The sequence below is a fragment of the Arthrobacter sp. UNCCL28 genome (genome assembly GCF_900102805.1).
GTDB lineage: Bacteria > Actinomycetota > Actinomycetes > Actinomycetales > Micrococcaceae > Arthrobacter > Arthrobacter nicotinovorans_A.
In genome coordinates this window covers 290,481-306,320 of the sequence record NZ_FMWE01000002.1, presented here as the reverse complement: position 1 = coordinate 306,320, position 15,840 = coordinate 290,481, and the positions used below count along the sequence as shown (strand labels likewise).

Genomic DNA, 15,840 nt, shown 5'->3' with positions numbered 1-15,840 from the left:
GGGAAGGATCAAGGATGATTGACAAGGTTGTTGCCAGCGCCGCGGAAGCGGTGAAGGACATCCCGGACGGCGCCTCGTTGGCTGTGGGAGGGTTCGGCCTCTGCGGTATTCCCGTTTCCCTGATTGACGCCCTCCACCGGCAAGGCACCACCGATCTTGAGACGGTCAGCAACAACTGCGGCGTGGACGACTGGGGCCTTGGCATTCTCCTCAAAGACGGCCGCATCCGCCGGACCATCAGCTCGTATGTTGGCGAGAACAAGGAATTTGCCCGGCAGTATCTGGCGGGGGAGTTGGAAGTTGTCCTCACCCCGCAGGGCACCCTGGCGGAGAAGCTGCGTGCCGGTGGTGCCGGCATCCCGGCCTTCTACACCAAGGCCGGTGTGGGCACCCAGGTGTCGGAGGGCGGACTTCCACAAAAGTACGACGCCGAAGGCAACGTTGCGCTGGCCTCATCGCCCAAGGAAGTGCGGACCTTCAATGACGCCGACTATGTGCTGGAAGAGTCCCTGACACCTGACTTCGGTTTGGTCCATGCCTGGAAGGGCGACCGGCACGGCAACCTGGTGTTCCACGCAACTGCAATGAACTTCAACCCCCTCTGTGCCATGGCGGCAAAGACCACCATTGCCGAGGTTGAGGAGTTGGTGGAACCCGGCGAGCTTGACCCGGAACACATCCACACGCCGGGCATCTTCGTCCAGCGGGTAGTGGTGGCGAATTCGAGTGAGAAGCGGATAGAGAAGCGGACCGTGGCGCTGGCCTCCAGTGCCGGCGCAGGCCAATCCGCCACAGCCCAGGCAGGAGCGGAACGATGACCGAGAACACTTTCCACGATATTCCGCCCCGCCCCGAAGCCGTCCGGCACGAGTACCGTCGCGCCGACGTCGAGCACCACGAAGCCAAAGGCTGGACCCGCAACGAACTTGCCGCCCGTGTGGCCAGGGAGCTGGCCAACGGGCAATACGTGAACCTGGGTATCGGGATGCCCACGCTGATTCCCAACTACATCCCTGATGGTGTGGAAGTCATTCTCCACTCCGAGAACGGGATCCTGGGAGTTGGCCCCTACCCAGCGGAGGACAGGGTCGATCCGGACCTCATCAACGCCGGCAAGGAAACGGTCACCACGAATCCCGGCGCTGCGTTCTTCGACTCGTCGGCCTCGTTCGGCATGATCCGTGGCGGCCACGTTGACGTCGCAGTACTCGGTGCCATGGAGGTTGCCGCAAACGGAGACCTCGCCAACTGGATGATCCCGGGCAAAATGGTCAAGGGCATGGGCGGCGCGATGGACCTGGTGTTCGGTGCCAAGAAGGTCATTGTCATGATGGAACACGCAGACCGCAGCGGCCGGCCGAAAATTGTCCAGGAGTGCACGCTGCCCCTGACAGGCAAAGGGTGCGTGGACCGGATCATCACGGACCTGGCCGTCATCGACGTCGTCAAGGACCAAGGTGGCCCCCGCCTGGTCCTGCGCGAACTGGCTCCCAACGTCACTCTTGAGGACGTCCTCGCGGCAACCGGAGCGGACTTGTTCGAAGAAGACCAGGAGCTCACTGTATGACGCGGGTCATCGAGCAGCGCGGGCTGTACTTCGACGAGCTCGAAGAAGGTGTGATCTACGCGCATAAGCCCGGACGCACGGTCACCGAGGCAGACAACGTCCTCTTCACCACCATGACCATGAACACCCAGGCGCTGCATTTGGACGCGGCGTGGAGTGCGGGGCAACCTTTCGGGCAGCGGCTGATGAACTCGATGTTCACCCTGTCCACCATGGTGGGCCAGTCCGTGACCCAGTTGACGCAGGGCACCATCATTGCGCAGTTGGGCCTGACGGATGTCACTTTTCCGCACCCGCTCCATCACGGCGATACCCTGTACACGGAAACGGAAATCACGGGAAAACGGTTGTCGTCATCCCGCCCGGGCCAAGGTGTGGTGACCATGCGGCACACCGGTCGAAACCAGGATGGGACCGTAGTTGCGCTGGCAACACGGACCTGCCTCATGTGGACCAAGGAAGCGCACGCAGCCCAGCCTTGAATCCGTTCCCTGCCTTGCCAGAACCCACCAGCCAGGAGCCCCATGCCTTCTCCCGATTCTCCCTCCACTTCAGTGTTCACCATGGGGCCGGCCCTTCTTTTCTGCCCTGCAGACCGGCCGGAGCGTTTCGGCAAGGCCGCTGATCGATCCGATGCCGTCATCCTCGACCTTGAAGATGCAGTAGCGCCGGCGGACAAGCCTGCGGCCCGCCAAGCGATTCTGGAACGGTCCGGGGGCGCCGGTCTGGATCCGCGCCGAACCATCGTCCGGGTGAATCCCGTGGGGACGCCCGAGTTCGGCTTGGATCTCGAAGCCCTGGCTGAAACGCCGTACCGCACCATCATGCTCGCCAAAGCAGAGAGCGCGGAGCAATTGCGGGAGCTGGCTGGTTTCGACGTCATCGCCTTGTGCGAAACCGCCGCGGGCATCGTCCACGCCCCGGCCATCGCTGCCGAGCCGAACGTCGTGGGCCTGATGTGGGGCGCAGAGGACTTGCTGGCTTCCCTCGGTGGCCTCTCCAGCAGGAACGACGACGGCGTGTACCGGGCTGTTGCCCTTCACTCCCGGTCCGCTGTACTGCTCGCCGCCAAGGCCGCAGGCAAGGAAGCCATCGACTCCGTGTATGTGAACATCCCGGATCTTGAGGGCCTGTTGGCCGAATCCCACGATGCCGTTGCCAGCGGGTTCGGAGCGAAAGCCTGCATCCATCCCAACCAGGTAGCGGTGGTACGGGAGGCGTATGCGCCAACACTCGAAGCCATTGGCCAGGCCAATGAGCTCCTGGAAGCTGCGGCCGCCGCAGGCACGGGAGTGTTCCAATTCCGGGGCAAGATGATCGATGGGCCCATCCTCAAGCACGCCCAAGCGACCCTTCGCCGGGCCGGGCACCCCGCGAGGTGACAGTTGATGCCCATGTTTCGGCGGCAAAACATGGGCATCAACTGCCACCCCGGCGGGGGTGGTCTGAGCGCTAGGCGCGGACCGGCGTCGCGATGTCCGTCAGTTCAACCACGGGGGGCCGGGAGGCAGTGCTCTTGATCGGTACCGCCTGCCCGCTCTTGGCGGATTCGAGCACAGATTCCATGACTTCCAGTGCGTGGAAGGCCAGCTGGCCACCGGCGCGTGGTTCCTGCCCGGCCGGGGTCATGGCGAGGTCGGCGATGCCAAAGCCGCGGCCCGAGTCCACATAACCGGCAGAGGCCGGGAGACTCTCCCATTCCTCCGCGCCCAAAGCGAACAGCTGCACATCGCCGTCGAAATGATTCGGGTCAGGGACGATCAGCGAGCCTGTTTCACCATGGATCTCGATGTTGGGGCTCTTGGTCTTGACGGCATCGAAACTCATGAACAGCGTTGATATGGCGCCGGAGGCATGGACCAGGATGCCTGTGACGTGCGAGTCGATGTCAACGGGAACCACTTGTCCCTGGCGCGGGCCGGAACCGATGGTGCGTTCCTTGCGGGTATGGCTGGCAGCACCCAGGACTGAAACCACGGGTCCGAGCAGCGTGACCAGCGCAGAGACGTAATAGGGGCCCATGTCCAGCAGGGGACCACCGCCGGGCTGGTAGTAGAAATCGGGGTTCGGGTGCCACCGTTCGTGGCCTGGGGTTGCCATGGTGGCGGTGGCCGAAATTGGTGCCCCAATCAGTCCATCGTCAATGGCCTTTCGGGCTGTCTGGATTCCGGTTCCCAGCACTGTGTCCGGGGCGCAACCTACCGCGAGTCCTGCATCGGCGGCCGCATCCAGCACCTGTTGGGCTTCGGCCGTGGTGGCAGCCAGCGGTTTTTCCCCGTAGACGGACTTTCCCGCTGCGATGGCCCTCAGTGCGATGTCGGCGTGGGCGGCCGGGATAGTGAGGTTCAGGACGAGTTCCACATCTTCAGCAGCCAGGAGCTGGTCTACGGACAGCGCACGGACGCCGTCATAGGATTCCGCTACGGCCTGCGCCCGGGCGAAGTCGAGATCCGCTACCGCTACCAGGTTGATCGAATCCAGGCGGCGGAAGTTTGTCAGGTACTGGGCGATGATGGCACCACAGCCGATGACGCCTATGTTCAGCGGCTTGCCCACAGCATGCCCCTTTCAATGATGGTGCGGACGTTGTTGTCCTGAAGGATTTCCACACGGTGCCCGGGGGTGCAGACGAAGATCCTGCCCTTGCCCCACTGCCGGGTCCAGATGGCCGGCGAGGTGACTTCGCGGTTCCAGGGGTCCCAGTCGCGTACTTTCTGCGTGGTGGTGGCCAGAACGTCGATGTAGTCATCGGAGAGGACCCAGTACTGTTCGGTGACCAGATCGAAGTCTCCAATGCCCTGCGTGATGGGGTGTTCGGAGGCGGCGGGAAGCATGGAAACGGTGTACGGGACATAGTTGTCCGACTGCTCACCGATCCGCTCGTCCGCATGCTTGCCCGGGTGGCAGGCGAACTGGCCACCAATCAGGTGAAGGTAGTCCGAGTTGTTGCGATAGGAATCAGCGATTCCGCCATGCCAGCCGGCCAGGCCGGTACCGTTTTCGACGGCAGTACGCAGTCCCTCGAACTCGTCCTTCTCGATGGTGGTCATGGTCATGCATTGCACGATCAGGTCAACGGTGGCCATGTAGTCAGGGTCGGCGTAGATCTTGGGGGATTCCTCCACCCGGACCTCGTAGCCGTTGGCCTTCAAGTAAGGGATGAACAGCTCCGTGGCTTCCACCGGCTGGTGTCCGTCCCAGCCGCCGCGAACCACCAGCGCTGTCTTGTTGTTGCTTGTCATGGTTTCCTTCGTTTGGGCGTATGTCAGTGAGTCAGTGAGTCAGTGCTTTGGTGCGGTCAGCGCGTTGCAAAAGCGGCATCGAAGGCGGCAGCCGGAGGGCGTATGCCGGCCAACTCCCGGACCATGCGCAGCGCCTGGGGAGCGCCGAGCAGCCGGTCCATGCCGGCGTCCTCCCACTCGATGCTGGTTGGGCCTTCATAACCAATGGCGTTGAGGGTGCGGAAGATCGGCTCCCAGTTCACATCGCCGTGGCCGGCGGTGACGAAGTCCCACCCCCGGCGGGGATCAGCCCAGGGCAAATGCGACCCCAGCCTGCCGTTGCGTCCATTGAGTTGCCGGACGGATTCCTTCACGTGGACGTGGAAGATCTTGTCCGCGAAGTCCTGGAGGAACATCGTGGGGTCAAGGTCCTGCCAGATGAAATGGGAGGGATCGAAGTTGAGGCCAAAGTTTGGCCGGTGGCCCATCGCTTCCAAGGCACGCTTGGTGGTCCAGTAGTCATAGGCGATTTCAGAGGGATGGACTTCCAGGGCGAATCGGACGCCTTCTTCGTCAAACACATCCATGATGGGGTTCCAACGATCCGCGAAGTCCTGGTAGCCGCGCTCGATCATGGCCTCGGATGCGGGCGGGAACATGGCCACGCACTTCCATATGGATGAGCCGGTAAAGCCCGTCACCGTCTTCACCCCAAGCTTTGCCGCAGCACGGGCTGTGGTCTTCATGACTTCGGCGGCCCGTTGCCGGACCCCCTCCGGATCCCCATCGCCCCAGACTGAAGGGCTGAGGATGTCCTGGTGGCGTTCATCAATGGGGTCATCACACACCGCTTGGCCGGTGAGGTGGTTGGCGATCGCGTGGACGCTCAGTTGGTGCTTGTCCAGGATGTCCAGCTTTTCCTGCAGGTAGCCCTCATCCTCCACCACACGCTGCGGGTCCAAGTGGTCTCCCCAGCACGCGATCTCCAAGCCGTCGAAGCCCCACTCGCCGGCGAGCCGGGCTACTTCCTCAAACGGAAGATCGGCCCACTGGCCAGTGAACAGGGTGATGGGTCGGTTCATGGTTTTTCCTCTCACACGTTCTGCCAGTGGCTGGCGTTCTCTGCGCTCGCCTCTACCGCGGCCAGCACCTTTTGCACCTGCAATGCGTCAGCGAACGACGGCGTGGGCTGCTCGCCTGCGCCGATGGCCGTGACGAGGTCCACCACCTGATGCGTGAAGCCGTGCTCATAGCCCAGGCCGTGGCCGGTGGGCCACCAATTGGCGGTGTAGGGGTGGGATGGTTCGGTGACCATGATCTTCCGGAAGCCTGCATCCGGTTCCAGCGCGGAATCGTAAAACTGCAAGGAGTTCATGTCCTCGAAGTCGAACGCGATCGATCCCTTGGTGCCGTTCAGTTCCAGGCGCATGGCGTTCTTGCGTCCCAGGGCAAAACGGGTTGCTTCGAAGATGCCAATGGGCCCGGTGGTGGTGCTGCCCGGTGAGCCGGCGGCAGCACCGGCGTCGGGCGTGGCCTCGAAACGGGCGGTAAAGAGCGCTGCGTCATCCACCGTGACCGGACCGCGTGGACCATCGGCACCACCATGGCCACCCAGGCCCACGAGGTCACCGCCCACCGGGCGCTCCTTCACGAAGGTTTCCAACAGTGCCGAAACGCCAGTGATGTTCAGCCCGGTGATCCACTGGGCGGCGTCGATGCTGTGCGCGCCGATGTCACCGAGTGACCCGGACCCGGATTTGGACTTATCCAGCCGCCAGGTCAGTGGGGCATCGGCGTCGCTGAGCCAGTCCTGGAGGTATTGGGCCCGGACGTGCCGGATATCGCCCAGCCGGCCGTCCTCCACCATCCGCTTGGCCAACGCCAAAGCAGGGGTGCGCCGGTAGCTGAAGCCGCACATGGAGAACACACCACGCTCGGCCGCAGCCTGGGCGACGAGCGTCATTTTTTCGGCTTCTTCCACCGAATTTGCCAAGGGCTTTTCGCACAGGACGTGCTTACCGGCTTCAAGGGCGGCGATCGCTATTTCGGCGTGGGTGTTCCCGGGGGTGCAGATGTCGATGAGGTCGATGTCATCGCGGTCGATCAGGCGGCGCCAATCGGTCTCAGTTGATGCCCAGCCGTATTTGGCTGCCGCGGCCCGGACAGCGTCACCGTTCCGGCCGGCAACGGCTGTCAGTTCCGGAGCGAGGGGAAGATCAAAGAAGCGCGGTGCGGTGCGCCAGGCATGGGAATGGGCGGCGCCCATGAAGGCATAGCCCACCATGCCCACGCGCAGTGGTTGGAGGTCCGTCATCTGAATCCTTTCTGGTTGGTGGAAGCCCGTTTACTTGCTGAAACCAGCAGTCAGGCCGCTGAGCAACTGCCGGCGCGCCACGACGTAGATCACCAGCAAGGGAAGCGTGGCCAGCACCACGGAGGCGAGCACTGCGGGGATGTTGACGCTGAACTCACCTTGGAAGGTCCACAGCGACAACGGCAGGACCCTGGTGTCGGGGCTTTGGGTGAGGATCAGCGGGAACAGGAATCCGTTCCACACGTGCAGTGCGTTGTAGATGCCAACCGTGATGACGGCGGGCTTGGTCATGGGCAGTGCGAGCCGCCACATCATGGCCCAATCGGAACAACCGTCCAGCCGCATCGATTCAAAGAGCTCGTTGGGAACATCGCGCATGAAGTTGGACAGGATGAGCACGGAGACCGGGATCGCAAAGGCAATGGAGGGCAGGATCAGCGCCAGCAGCGTGTCGTACATGTGCGCCTTGGTGATCATCCAATAGATGGGAATGATGGTTGCGTGCAACGGGATCGCAAGACCCAGCAGGAAAACGTTGTTGGTCCAGCCGAGGAACCGTCCTTTGCCGCGGACGATCGCGTAGGCGGCCATGAAGGCGACGAACAGTGCCGGGACCACGCTGCCCACGGTGACGATGAGGCTGTTGGTGAAGTACTTGGCGAAATCGTTCTCCAGGACCAGCTTGTAGTTCTCCAAGGTGGGCTCGGCAGGAGGCAGCATCGGATTGGAAGTGAAGAACCCTGCCTGGTTTTTCAGGCTGGTGATCACTACGTAGTACACCGGTACGATGATGACCGCCAGCCACAGCCAGCCACCCAGCCCGCCCAGGAAGTTTGGCCGCGCGCGGCCAAGCTTTGGGGCCCGACGCCGGTTGGTCCCTTGTTGTGGCATTGTCGCCGGGGGTGTGGGCAATTGTGTTGTGGCAGCCATTACGCACCTTCCAATTGGCTCGCGTTGCGGTTCTTGCCGCCGAGTCGTTGCAGGAACAAAGCCAAGGCCAGTCCGATGACAACGAGGATGACGCCCAGGGCGCTCGCCGCTCCCATGTCGTTGGCCTTGAAGCCGGTCAGGTACATGTGCAGCGGCAGGAGCCTGGTGGAGTAGCCGGGGCCGCCGGCGGTCAGCACGAAGATCAGGTCGAAGTACGCCAGGGAACCCACCACCATGAGGGTGGAGGAAGTAATCATGGTGTATTTGAGCTGCGGCAAGGTGATATTGAAGAACTGCTGGACACGGCCGGCACCGTCAATCTGGGCAGCTTCGTACAGGGAAGCGGGAATCTGTCGAACGCCGCCTTGGTAGATCAGGGTGTGGAAGGGCACGAACTGCCAGGCGATCACGAAGACCACTACGAACAGCACCAGGTCCGAGTTGCCCAGCCAATCCTGGGCGAGGAAGGGCAGGCCCAATCCGGGACCGAGTCCGAAGTTCGGATCGAGCAACGCTTTGAAGGCGATGGCCACTGCTGCCGAGGAGAGGAGCAGCGGCACGAAGTAGAGGACGGCCAGTGCAGCGCGGTACTTCTGGCTGGCGGCTGTGAAGACCCCGAGCAAGAGGCTGATGGGGGCCTGGACAATGAAGGAGAAGAACATGATCTTGGCCGTCACCAACAAAGCGTTTCCGGTGACGGGATCGGCCAGGACCGTGTTCCAGCTGGACAGCCCGTCCAGTTTGATCGCTCCCAGTCCGTCCCAGCGGGTGAAGCTCAGGAACAGGACTCCCAGGAGCGGGAGGATGGCGAAAAGCATGAAGAAGGCCAGGGCGGGGACTGCCAGCCACCCCGACGGACCCTTTTCCAGGGTCCGACGGGTGCCTGCAGTGTGTCCGACGCCCAGCTCCTTGCGCGGAGTGGTGCTGGTTGCCGACACTGGATTACTTCCCGATTGTCGCGTTCATAGTGGAAGCGAACTGCTCAGGAGTGATCTTCTTCAGGAAGATCTGGTCCAGGTTGGCCAGCATGGCATCTCCCTGGGCAGGGCTCAGGGCCTGGTCCCAGGAAAGCGTGAAGTCCGGGGCGTCCTTGGCCATGCCGTACACGTAGGTCAGGAAGTCCTTGTCAGGGGAAGCCGCGAGCTTGTCCTCAATACCTGTTACCACGGGCACTGCTCCTGAGTTGATCAGGCTTTGGACGTTCTCGTCGTTGAACATTCCGTCCTTGACGTATTCGAGGGCGGTTTTCTTCTGCTCTTCGGTGGCCTTGGAAGAGACGGACCAGAAGTTGGAGGGGTTTCCCACAACGTTGGCCGGATCACCCTTGCCGCCTTCAACGGTGGGGAAGGGGATGTAGCCGAGCTTGCCGCTTGAGACGAAGTCGGCCGCGTCCTTCTTCATGCCTTGGTAGATCCAGCTGCCCTGCAGGATCATGGCGGCCTTGCCGGTGTACAGGAGGGCCTGGTCGGCGTTGCTGTCAGCGGCAATGGAGGAGAATCCGTTGATGAATCCTCCGGCATCGGCCAGTTCCTGGATCTTCTTCAGTGCTTCCAGCACAGCGGGGTCGGACCACGCGCCGGGCTTGTTCGCTGCGATGTTGGCAAATACCTCGGGTCCGCCGATCCGGTCCACCAGGTATTCAAGCCACATCAGGTCCGGCCACTTGGACTGGCCACCCAGGGAAAAGGGCGCCACGCCGGCTTCCTTGAACTTAGGGACCAAGGCCATCAGCTCATCCCAGGTCTTGGGCGGTTGTGCTCCGACCTTGTCGAAGACTTCCTTGTTGTAGTAGAGGACTACGGGCTGCACTTTGTTGTTCGGGAGTGCGTAGGTCTTGCCGTCGATCACGCCGCTCTCAAGGATGGAGGGGAGGTATCGGCTCTGGACGTCGGGGTTCTCCTTGAGGAATCCCGTCAGGTCATCCACCTGTCCGGCGTCGACGTAGGACTTCAGGACCCCGCCGCCCCAGCCGTAGACCAGCGTGGGTCCCTGGCCTGCGCCGACGGCGGTGCGGACCTTGGTCTTGTAGGCATCGTTGGCGAAGAAGTCGAGCTTGATGGCGGAATCCGGGTGGGACTTGTTCCACGAATCCACTGACGCTTGGAACACGGGCTGGTCACCACCGGTAAGTCCCCACATGGTAGCCGAGTCCGCGGAGGCGCCCGATCCGGCCGGGCCGGAGGATCCGCAGGCTACGAGTGAGATCGACAATGCCGCTGCAGAAACGGCCAGTCCGGCGGTGCGCAACTTTAGATTATTCATGTGCAGTTTCCATTCGTCCTTCGGGCTCGACGCTGATTGCCCGGTTGTGCGTGTAAAAAGCCACACTCCGCGGTTTAGGAGATCGACTTCGATCCCTGGTTCCAGCAACTTTTCGAAATGTTTCGTAAGTCCTTTCGGAAGTGCCCACCAAACTTAGCCGTGACCCGCATCACCGTCAAGGCCTTCTATGGAACAAATTCGTTCTGGTTACTGTCCTGTTGACGAAAACCCTGCCATCAATGCAGACTGTCATCAACCGAAACTTTTCGAAAGCGGTAGCCGTGAGTCTCAACGAACGACCCTCCAAACTGACCCTTTCCGCCGTGGCGCAAGAGGTGGGCGTCTCCGTGCCCACCGTGTCCAAAGTGGTCAATGGGCGTGAAGACGTGGCACAGGGGACCCGTGCCCGGGTCTTGGCCGCCCTGCAACGGACCGGATATAAATCCCCGCTCCAGCGCAAAGCCAATCCCGTCCAGAGGACCGTCGAAGCGGTGTTTGACTCCCTGAACTCGGCCTACAACATGGAAGTCCTCAAAGGGATCATGGAGCAGGCCAACGTTTCGGACATGGAAGTGATCCTTTCGGTGACCGGGCTGCAGGCAGCACCGCCGCTGGGTCCGGAAGAACGGGCGCAGCGGATGGTCGACGAAGGCCGCAGCGGCATGATCGTGGTCACCTCGGCATTCGGAACAGCCCACCTGGAAGCTTTCCAGAGGCGCCAAATCCCCATTGTGGTCATCGACCCGCTGAACCCCCCTCCCGCAGACCTGTTCAGCGTGGGCGCCAGCAACTGGGCAGGTGGAAAGGTCGCCGCCACCCACCTCCTGGAGCTGGGGCATCGACGCATCGCCTACATCGGCGGTCCTGCCACGGCCGAATGCAGCCAGGCCCGGCTCCACGGCTATATGGCCGCACTCATGGCAGAGGGCATCACCGTGGAGCATGAATATGTTTCTGCAGGCCAGTTCCGGCCCGAGAATGGAGCGGCAGCCTTCAAAGCACTGGTGGCACTGGAAGATCCGCCCACGGCCGTGTTTGCCGGCAGCGACAGCATTGCCATGGGTGTCCTGGCCGAGGCACGCAGGCAAGGGATCCGGATCCCCGAGGACATGAGCCTGGTCGGGTTCGATGGAACCTACCAAGCCGAGGAGTCCACGCCGCCGCTGACCTCGGTGAGCCAGCCCCTCCAGGAAATAGGGCGATCGGCGCTGAACTTCATCCTTCGCCAAATGCAAGGTGAAGACATCGACTCACGGCGCGTCGAACTTGCAACACACTTGGTGGTTCGTGAGTCCACGGCCCCGCCAAGGGATTCAGCCTCAGCCCCGGCACGGGAGGCAGGCTCAGCGCCGGCACGGTAATCAGCCTCAGTGCCGGCACGGGAATCAGTCTCAGCGCCGAAGCCGGCGTCCCGGGCCTGACTGCACCGGCGGAACAGCGTCGTACAGCAGCACCCTTACCCAACGCTCGCCCGTCGCGCGGAACTCCGCCCGGCTGGCAAAACGGTAGAGGTAGCTGCGCGCCCGCACCCAACGGGGGCGTTCGCCGTCGAACGGGTCCTGGCGAAGCAGCCCAAGCGTCGGCTTGTCCGCCTCCAGGAGCCTGTCCAGGAAGGCGTAAAACCAGTCCTCGTGAACGGTCCGCAATGGCAGGAACCACATGAGCCAATCCAGGCGCAGATGGTACGGCGCCCATTGCCGGGGGAGTCGGCGGACATCGCCGGGCTTGCCCTTGAAGCCATACTCGGACCACCGCTCATCCGGGGCCAGGGGATCGTCATCCATGGTGCCCTCAACCACGATCTCAATGCGCTGTTTCGTCACTGTCCCGAAAGCGCCGTAGGCATTGACCAGGCGCCAGCGGTTGAAACTGGCATTCATCATCTGCCGGCTGGAGAACAGATTCAGGAGCGGACGGTAGCTGCATACCAACAACAGGACAGTCACAGACACGACGACGGCGAACCACCACAGGGGCGTATCGGCGCCCTGGTGCCAGTCAAGTGGGATGAACGGAAAGACGGCGTGGACCACGGGGTCGCTGACGGCAGCGAAAGCCAGGACAATCGCCACCCAGTTCAGCCACGCGAAGTTTCCGGTGCCCACCAACCACAGTTGCGTCACGACGACAATTCCTGCGGCAATGCTTGCCAGTGGCTGTGGCGCGAAGAGGAAGAATGGCACCACCAGCTGCGCGAAATGGTTGCCCACCACTTCCACTTTGTGCAGCGGCCGCGGGAGCAGGTGCGCCTGCCTGCTGAGCGGACCCGGCATCGGCTGGGTCTCGTGGTGATAGAACATGGCGGTCATGTCCCGCCACTCCCTGCCCCCGCGGATCTTGATCATCCCGGCCCCGAACTCAAGCCGGAAGACCAGCCACACGATGAGGACCAGGATGGTGGTTGGTGGGGGCGTACGGTCCGAACCGAGGAAAGCCACGGTGAAGCCGGCTTCAAGCAGCAGAATCTCCCAGCCAAAGCCGTAGAACGTCTGGCCGACGTTGACGATTGACATGTACAGGAACCACAACGTCAGGAAAGCCAGCATCGGCAGCCACGGAGGGCCGGTTTGCGGCAGCCCTGCAACCAGCAGGGCTGCCACCCCTATCCCTGTCCAACAGACTGTTCTCAAAAGCGCATCCGAATAGCGCCAGCGGAAGAGCGTGGGCCTGCCCAGCTTGCGTGCCAGTTCCAGGAAAGCCGGAACGGGCAACAGGCCGCGCTCGCCGAGGAGGGCCGGGAACTGGTTCACCGTGGAGAGGAAGGCAACCAGGTACAGCGCAGCGGTGCCGCGCTGCAATACCTGCCGGGCAAATTCGTAGTCCCAAGCATCCAACCAGGACAACCACTCCACGGTTCCACGGTACGCGCGGAAGGATGATGGTCAAGAAGTACCGTTTCTCCACATAGGCCCGGCTTCCCACAGGGGCCAGCCCGCGGTCGCGGGCTCCGTGGTGGGCTGGGATACTTGAACAATGCAGCCGCGCAAGATCGTCATCCTCGGGTCCACAGGTTCCATCGGCACGCAGGCGATCGATGTCGTCGATGCTGCCCCGCACCGCTTTGAAGTGGTGGCCCTGAGCGCAGGTGGGGGAAACCCGGAACTCATTGCCCGGCAGGCTGTCCATACCCGGGCACAGGCTGTAGGCATTGCCCACGGTGATCCACAGGTGCTGCGCCGGCTGATTGAAGAGGCGGCCTCCGTGGCCGGGATAAGGAACTTTGAGCCGGAGGTCTTCGTCGGCCCGGACGCCTCCACACAGATTGCAGCCATCGACTGCGATGTTGTGCTCAACGGCATTACGGGGTCCATTGGCCTGGCACCTACGTTGGCCGCGTTGGGAACCGGCGCCACCTTGGCGCTCGCCAACAAGGAGTCACTGATCGTGGGCGGCGCCCTGGTCAAAGCTGCTGCAGGCCCCGGCCAAATCGTTCCGGTTGACTCGGAGCATTCCGCCATCGCCCAGTGCCTTCGGTCCGGGACTGCCCAGGAAGTCGAGAAGCTGATCCTGACGGCCTCGGGCGGTCCCTTCCGTGGCCGAACGCGCGATCAGCTGCATCACGTCACGCCCCAGGAAGCGCTGGCCCACCCCACCTGGGACATGGGCCTTATGGTCACAACGAACTCGGCCAGCCTGGTGAACAAAGGGCTGGAAGTCATCGAGGCACACCTGTTGTTCGATGTTCCCCTGGACAGGATCGACGTCGTGGTCCATCCCCAGTCGGTGGTCCACTCCATGGTCCAGTTTGTCGATGGTTCCATCATCGCCCAGGCCTCACCACCGGACATGCGCCTGCCCATCGCCTTGGGGCTCGGATGGCCGGACCGCGTCCCGCGGGCTGCACAAGCCTGCGACTGGACCAAGGCCACCAGCTGGACTTTCGAGCCACTGGACACCGTGGCTTTCCCTGCAGTGGACCTGGCCAAGGATGCAGCCAAACAGGGGAGCACGTTCCCCGCAGTGTTCAATGCAGCCAATGAGGAAGCAGTCCAGGCTTTCCATGCCGGCCGCATCCGTTTCACGGACATCGTGGATACCGTGGAGTCGGTTCTCAGTGAACATTCAGGCTCCTCCGAGCTGACGGTTCAGTCCGTGCTGGATGCTGAGGACTGGGCACGCGCCCGTACCCTTGATCGTTTAGCCAACAGCGCCCAGTAGCCCAACCCTTATGGAAGCAGTCCCACCGGCATGAGTCCCGTTCTTCTCTTCATTCTCGGAGTCGTCTTCGTCGCCATAGGCGTCGCCGTTTCCATTGCGCTCCACGAGGTAGGCCACCTCGTGCCGGCGAAGCTCTTCAAAGTGCGCGTCACCAAGTACATGATCGGCTTCGGCCCCACCCTGTGGTCCAGGAAAAAAGGGGAGACGGAATACGGCTTCAAAGCGCTTCCGCTGGGCGGATACGTCTCCATGATCGGCATGTACCCGCCAAACAAGGTGGACGGCGCCGTCCGTCCTTCAAGCACGGGAATGTTCCAGACACTGGCCACCGAAGCGCGTTCCATGGCGCACGAGGAAGTTGGTCCGGCGGACGAACACCGGGTCTTCTACAAGCTGCCGGTGTGGAAAAAAGTCATCGTCATGCTTGGTGGGCCCGCCATGAACATGATCATCGGCTTGATCCTGCTGGCCGTGCTGCTCATGGGCTTCGGGACAGCCCAAGCAACCACCACCATTGCCGATGTTTCCAAATGCCAGGTTGCGGCCGGCGAGACCGTTGACCCGGACTCTGCGGACTGCAAACCCACACCGGCCGCAGCTGCGGGACTTCAACCGAACGACACCATCACTTCCTTTGACGGAAAAACCGTCACCAGTTGGGATGAACTGACCGGCTGGATCCGTGCCTCGGCGGGCAGGGAGGTGGCCATCACCGTCCAACGCAACGGCTCACCCGTCCAGACCACCGTGACCCCGGTGCTTTCCTCCCGTCCGGTCGTTGGCCCTGACGGTCGCCAGGCGCAGGACGCCAATGGAGTTTTGCAGTACCAGGAAGTCGGCTTCCTCGGCATCGGAGCCCAAAGCGCCCTGGTGCCGCAACCGGGGTCGGCCGTTCTTCCCATGGCGGGGGAGAACATCAAACAAATCTCCGGTGTGATCTTCAACCTGCCGGCCCGGGTTGTCGGGGTAGCAAAGGCTGCCTTCAGTGAGGAGCCCAGGGACCCCAACGGACCCATCAGCGTGGTAGGCGTTGGCCGCGTGGCAGGAGAAGTTGCGGCCATGGAGCAAGTTCCGATGCAGGCACGCATTGGTACCTTGGTCGGCTTGCTTGCTGGGCTCAACTTCGCGTTGGCCATCTTCAACCTCATCCCGTTGCTTCCCCTTGACGGCGGCCATGTAGCCGGGGCGTTGTATGAAGGTGCACGGCGCCAGGTCGCCAGGCTGAGGGGCAAGCCGGATCCAGGCTCATTCGACATCGCGAAACTGTTGCCGTTGACCTACGTCGTAGCCGCGCTGCTGATGGCCATGGGCGCGCTGCTAATCTATGCGGACATCGTGAAGCCCGTGAATATCTTTGGCTAAGCTGTGAGCATTTTCGAGGGGGCTGT

At 62.4% G+C, this 15,840-nt stretch carries 15 protein-coding genes; 7 read left to right on the top strand and 8 right to left on the bottom strand.

All coding sequences use genetic code 11. The features are described 5' to 3' along the window. Nucleotides 1-14 precede the first annotated feature (14 nt). The 4 genes from BLQ01_RS06080 to BLQ01_RS06065 are packed head-to-tail and all read left to right on the top strand — an operon-like array spanning nt 15 to nt 2,949. Nucleotides 15-818, top strand: a complete 804-nt coding sequence (locus tag BLQ01_RS06080; RefSeq protein WP_091550620.1) for a CoA transferase subunit A — start codon at nt 15-17, stop codon at nt 816-818. After that, nucleotides 815-1,567 carry a CoA transferase subunit B gene (locus BLQ01_RS06075; RefSeq protein ID WP_091550619.1) on the top strand — a complete coding sequence of 251 codons (753 nt, stop codon included), beginning with the start codon at nt 815-817 and terminating at the stop codon, nt 1,565-1,567. Before BLQ01_RS06080 ends, BLQ01_RS06075 begins: the two co-directional genes overlap by 4 nt. Then, entirely contained in the window at nt 1,564-2,049 is a 486-nt protein-coding gene (locus tag BLQ01_RS06070; protein WP_026541516.1) for a MaoC family dehydratase, read from the top strand. Before BLQ01_RS06075 ends, BLQ01_RS06070 begins: the two co-directional genes overlap by 4 nt. 42 nt (nt 2,050-2,091) lie before the next feature. Continuing rightward, a complete protein-coding gene (locus tag BLQ01_RS06065; RefSeq protein ID WP_091550617.1) occupies nt 2,092-2,949 on the top strand; it encodes an HpcH/HpaI aldolase/citrate lyase family protein in 858 nt (285 codons plus the stop codon). A 70-nt stretch (nt 2,950-3,019) separates the two neighbouring features. Here the strand turns inward: BLQ01_RS06065 and BLQ01_RS06060 are convergent, their stop codons facing one another. From BLQ01_RS06060 to BLQ01_RS06030, 7 genes are read right to left on the bottom strand one after another with little or no spacing between them, the layout of a single operon-like run. Next, nucleotides 3,020-4,123 carry a Gfo/Idh/MocA family protein gene (locus tag BLQ01_RS06060; protein ID WP_091550616.1) on the bottom strand — a complete coding sequence of 368 codons (1,104 nt, stop codon included), beginning with the start codon at nt 4,121-4,123 and terminating at the stop codon, nt 3,020-3,022. Then, the gene (locus tag BLQ01_RS06055; protein ID WP_026547298.1) at nt 4,108-4,809 is read right to left on the bottom strand and encodes a ThuA domain-containing protein; all 702 of its coding nucleotides are present in this window, start codon (nt 4,807-4,809) and stop codon (nt 4,108-4,110) included. Before BLQ01_RS06055 ends, BLQ01_RS06060 begins: the two co-directional genes overlap by 16 nt. 56 nt (nt 4,810-4,865) lie before the next feature. After that, entirely contained in the window at nt 4,866-5,870 is a 1,005-nt protein-coding gene (locus BLQ01_RS06050) for a sugar phosphate isomerase/epimerase family protein (RefSeq protein ID WP_026541520.1), read from the bottom strand. A gap of 11 nt (nt 5,871-5,881) precedes the next feature. Then, nucleotides 5,882-7,102: a Gfo/Idh/MocA family protein gene (locus tag BLQ01_RS06045; RefSeq protein ID WP_091550614.1), complete on the bottom strand. Its 1,221-nt coding sequence runs from the start codon at nt 7,100-7,102 to the stop codon at nt 5,882-5,884. Between the two features lie 30 nt (nt 7,103-7,132). Further along, nucleotides 7,133-8,032: a carbohydrate ABC transporter permease gene (locus BLQ01_RS06040; RefSeq protein ID WP_091550612.1), complete on the bottom strand. Its 900-nt coding sequence runs from the start codon at nt 8,030-8,032 to the stop codon at nt 7,133-7,135. After that, nucleotides 8,032-8,970 (bottom strand): carbohydrate ABC transporter permease, encoded by a 939-nt coding sequence (locus tag BLQ01_RS06035; RefSeq protein WP_091550611.1) that lies wholly within the window; start codon nt 8,968-8,970, stop codon nt 8,032-8,034. Before BLQ01_RS06035 ends, BLQ01_RS06040 begins: the two co-directional genes overlap by 1 nt. A gap of 4 nt (nt 8,971-8,974) precedes the next feature. Then, nucleotides 8,975-10,294 (bottom strand): ABC transporter substrate-binding protein, encoded by a 1,320-nt coding sequence (locus BLQ01_RS06030; protein ID WP_026541524.1) that lies wholly within the window; start codon nt 10,292-10,294, stop codon nt 8,975-8,977. A gap of 281 nt (nt 10,295-10,575) precedes the next feature. Between BLQ01_RS06030 and BLQ01_RS06025 the strand changes: the two genes are divergently transcribed. Beyond that, the gene (locus BLQ01_RS06025; RefSeq protein WP_091551135.1) at nt 10,576-11,655 is read left to right on the top strand and encodes a LacI family DNA-binding transcriptional regulator; all 1,080 of its coding nucleotides are present in this window, start codon (nt 10,576-10,578) and stop codon (nt 11,653-11,655) included. 30 nt (nt 11,656-11,685) lie between these two features. Here the strand turns inward: BLQ01_RS06025 and BLQ01_RS06020 are convergent, their stop codons facing one another. Continuing rightward, nucleotides 11,686-13,146: a lipase maturation factor family protein gene (locus BLQ01_RS06020; protein ID WP_091550609.1), complete on the bottom strand. Its 1,461-nt coding sequence runs from the start codon at nt 13,144-13,146 to the stop codon at nt 11,686-11,688. 121 nt (nt 13,147-13,267) lie between these two features. On the opposite strand from BLQ01_RS06020, the gene dxr reads away from it, so the two are divergent. Together dxr and BLQ01_RS06010 are read left to right on the top strand one after the other, a co-directional pair. After that, nucleotides 13,268-14,452: a 1-deoxy-D-xylulose-5-phosphate reductoisomerase gene (dxr, locus tag BLQ01_RS06015; RefSeq protein WP_026547303.1), complete on the top strand. Its 1,185-nt coding sequence runs from the start codon at nt 13,268-13,270 to the stop codon at nt 14,450-14,452. A gap of 30 nt (nt 14,453-14,482) precedes the next feature. Further along, complete coding sequence (locus tag BLQ01_RS06010) at nt 14,483-15,814, top strand: M50 family metallopeptidase (protein ID WP_091550607.1); 1,332 nt, start codon at nt 14,483-14,485, stop codon at nt 15,812-15,814. The last annotated feature ends 26 nt before the right edge of the window (nt 15,815-15,840 follow it).

What these genes read in the sequence shown, in the direction of transcription:
- BLQ01_RS06080 (WP_091550620.1), top strand. Translation starts at nt 15, where the DNA reads ATGATTGACAAGGTTGTTGCCAGCGCCGCGGAAGCGGTGAAGGACATC.
- BLQ01_RS06075 (WP_091550619.1), top strand. Translation starts at nt 815, where the DNA reads ATGACCGAGAACACTTTCCACGATATTCCGCCCCGCCCCGAAGCCGTC.
- BLQ01_RS06070 (WP_026541516.1), top strand. Translation starts at nt 1,564, where the DNA reads ATGACGCGGGTCATCGAGCAGCGCGGGCTGTACTTCGACGAGCTCGAA.
- BLQ01_RS06065 (WP_091550617.1), top strand. Translation starts at nt 2,092, where the DNA reads ATGCCTTCTCCCGATTCTCCCTCCACTTCAGTGTTCACCATGGGGCCG.
- BLQ01_RS06055 (WP_026547298.1), bottom strand. Translation starts at nt 4,809, where the DNA reads ATGACAAGCAACAACAAGACAGCGCTGGTGGTTCGCGGCGGCTGGGAC.
- BLQ01_RS06050 (WP_026541520.1), bottom strand. Translation starts at nt 5,870, where the DNA reads ATGAACCGACCCATCACCCTGTTCACTGGCCAGTGGGCCGATCTTCCG.
- BLQ01_RS06045 (WP_091550614.1), bottom strand. Translation starts at nt 7,102, where the DNA reads ATGACGGACCTCCAACCACTGCGCGTGGGCATGGTGGGCTATGCCTTC.
- BLQ01_RS06040 (WP_091550612.1), bottom strand. Translation starts at nt 8,032, where the DNA reads ATGGCTGCCACAACACAATTGCCCACACCCCCGGCGACAATGCCACAA.
- BLQ01_RS06030 (WP_026541524.1), bottom strand. Translation starts at nt 10,294, where the DNA reads ATGAATAATCTAAAGTTGCGCACCGCCGGACTGGCCGTTTCTGCAGCG.
- dxr (WP_026547303.1), top strand. Translation starts at nt 13,268, where the DNA reads ATGCAGCCGCGCAAGATCGTCATCCTCGGGTCCACAGGTTCCATCGGC.
- BLQ01_RS06010 (WP_091550607.1), top strand. Translation starts at nt 14,483, where the DNA reads ATGAGTCCCGTTCTTCTCTTCATTCTCGGAGTCGTCTTCGTCGCCATA.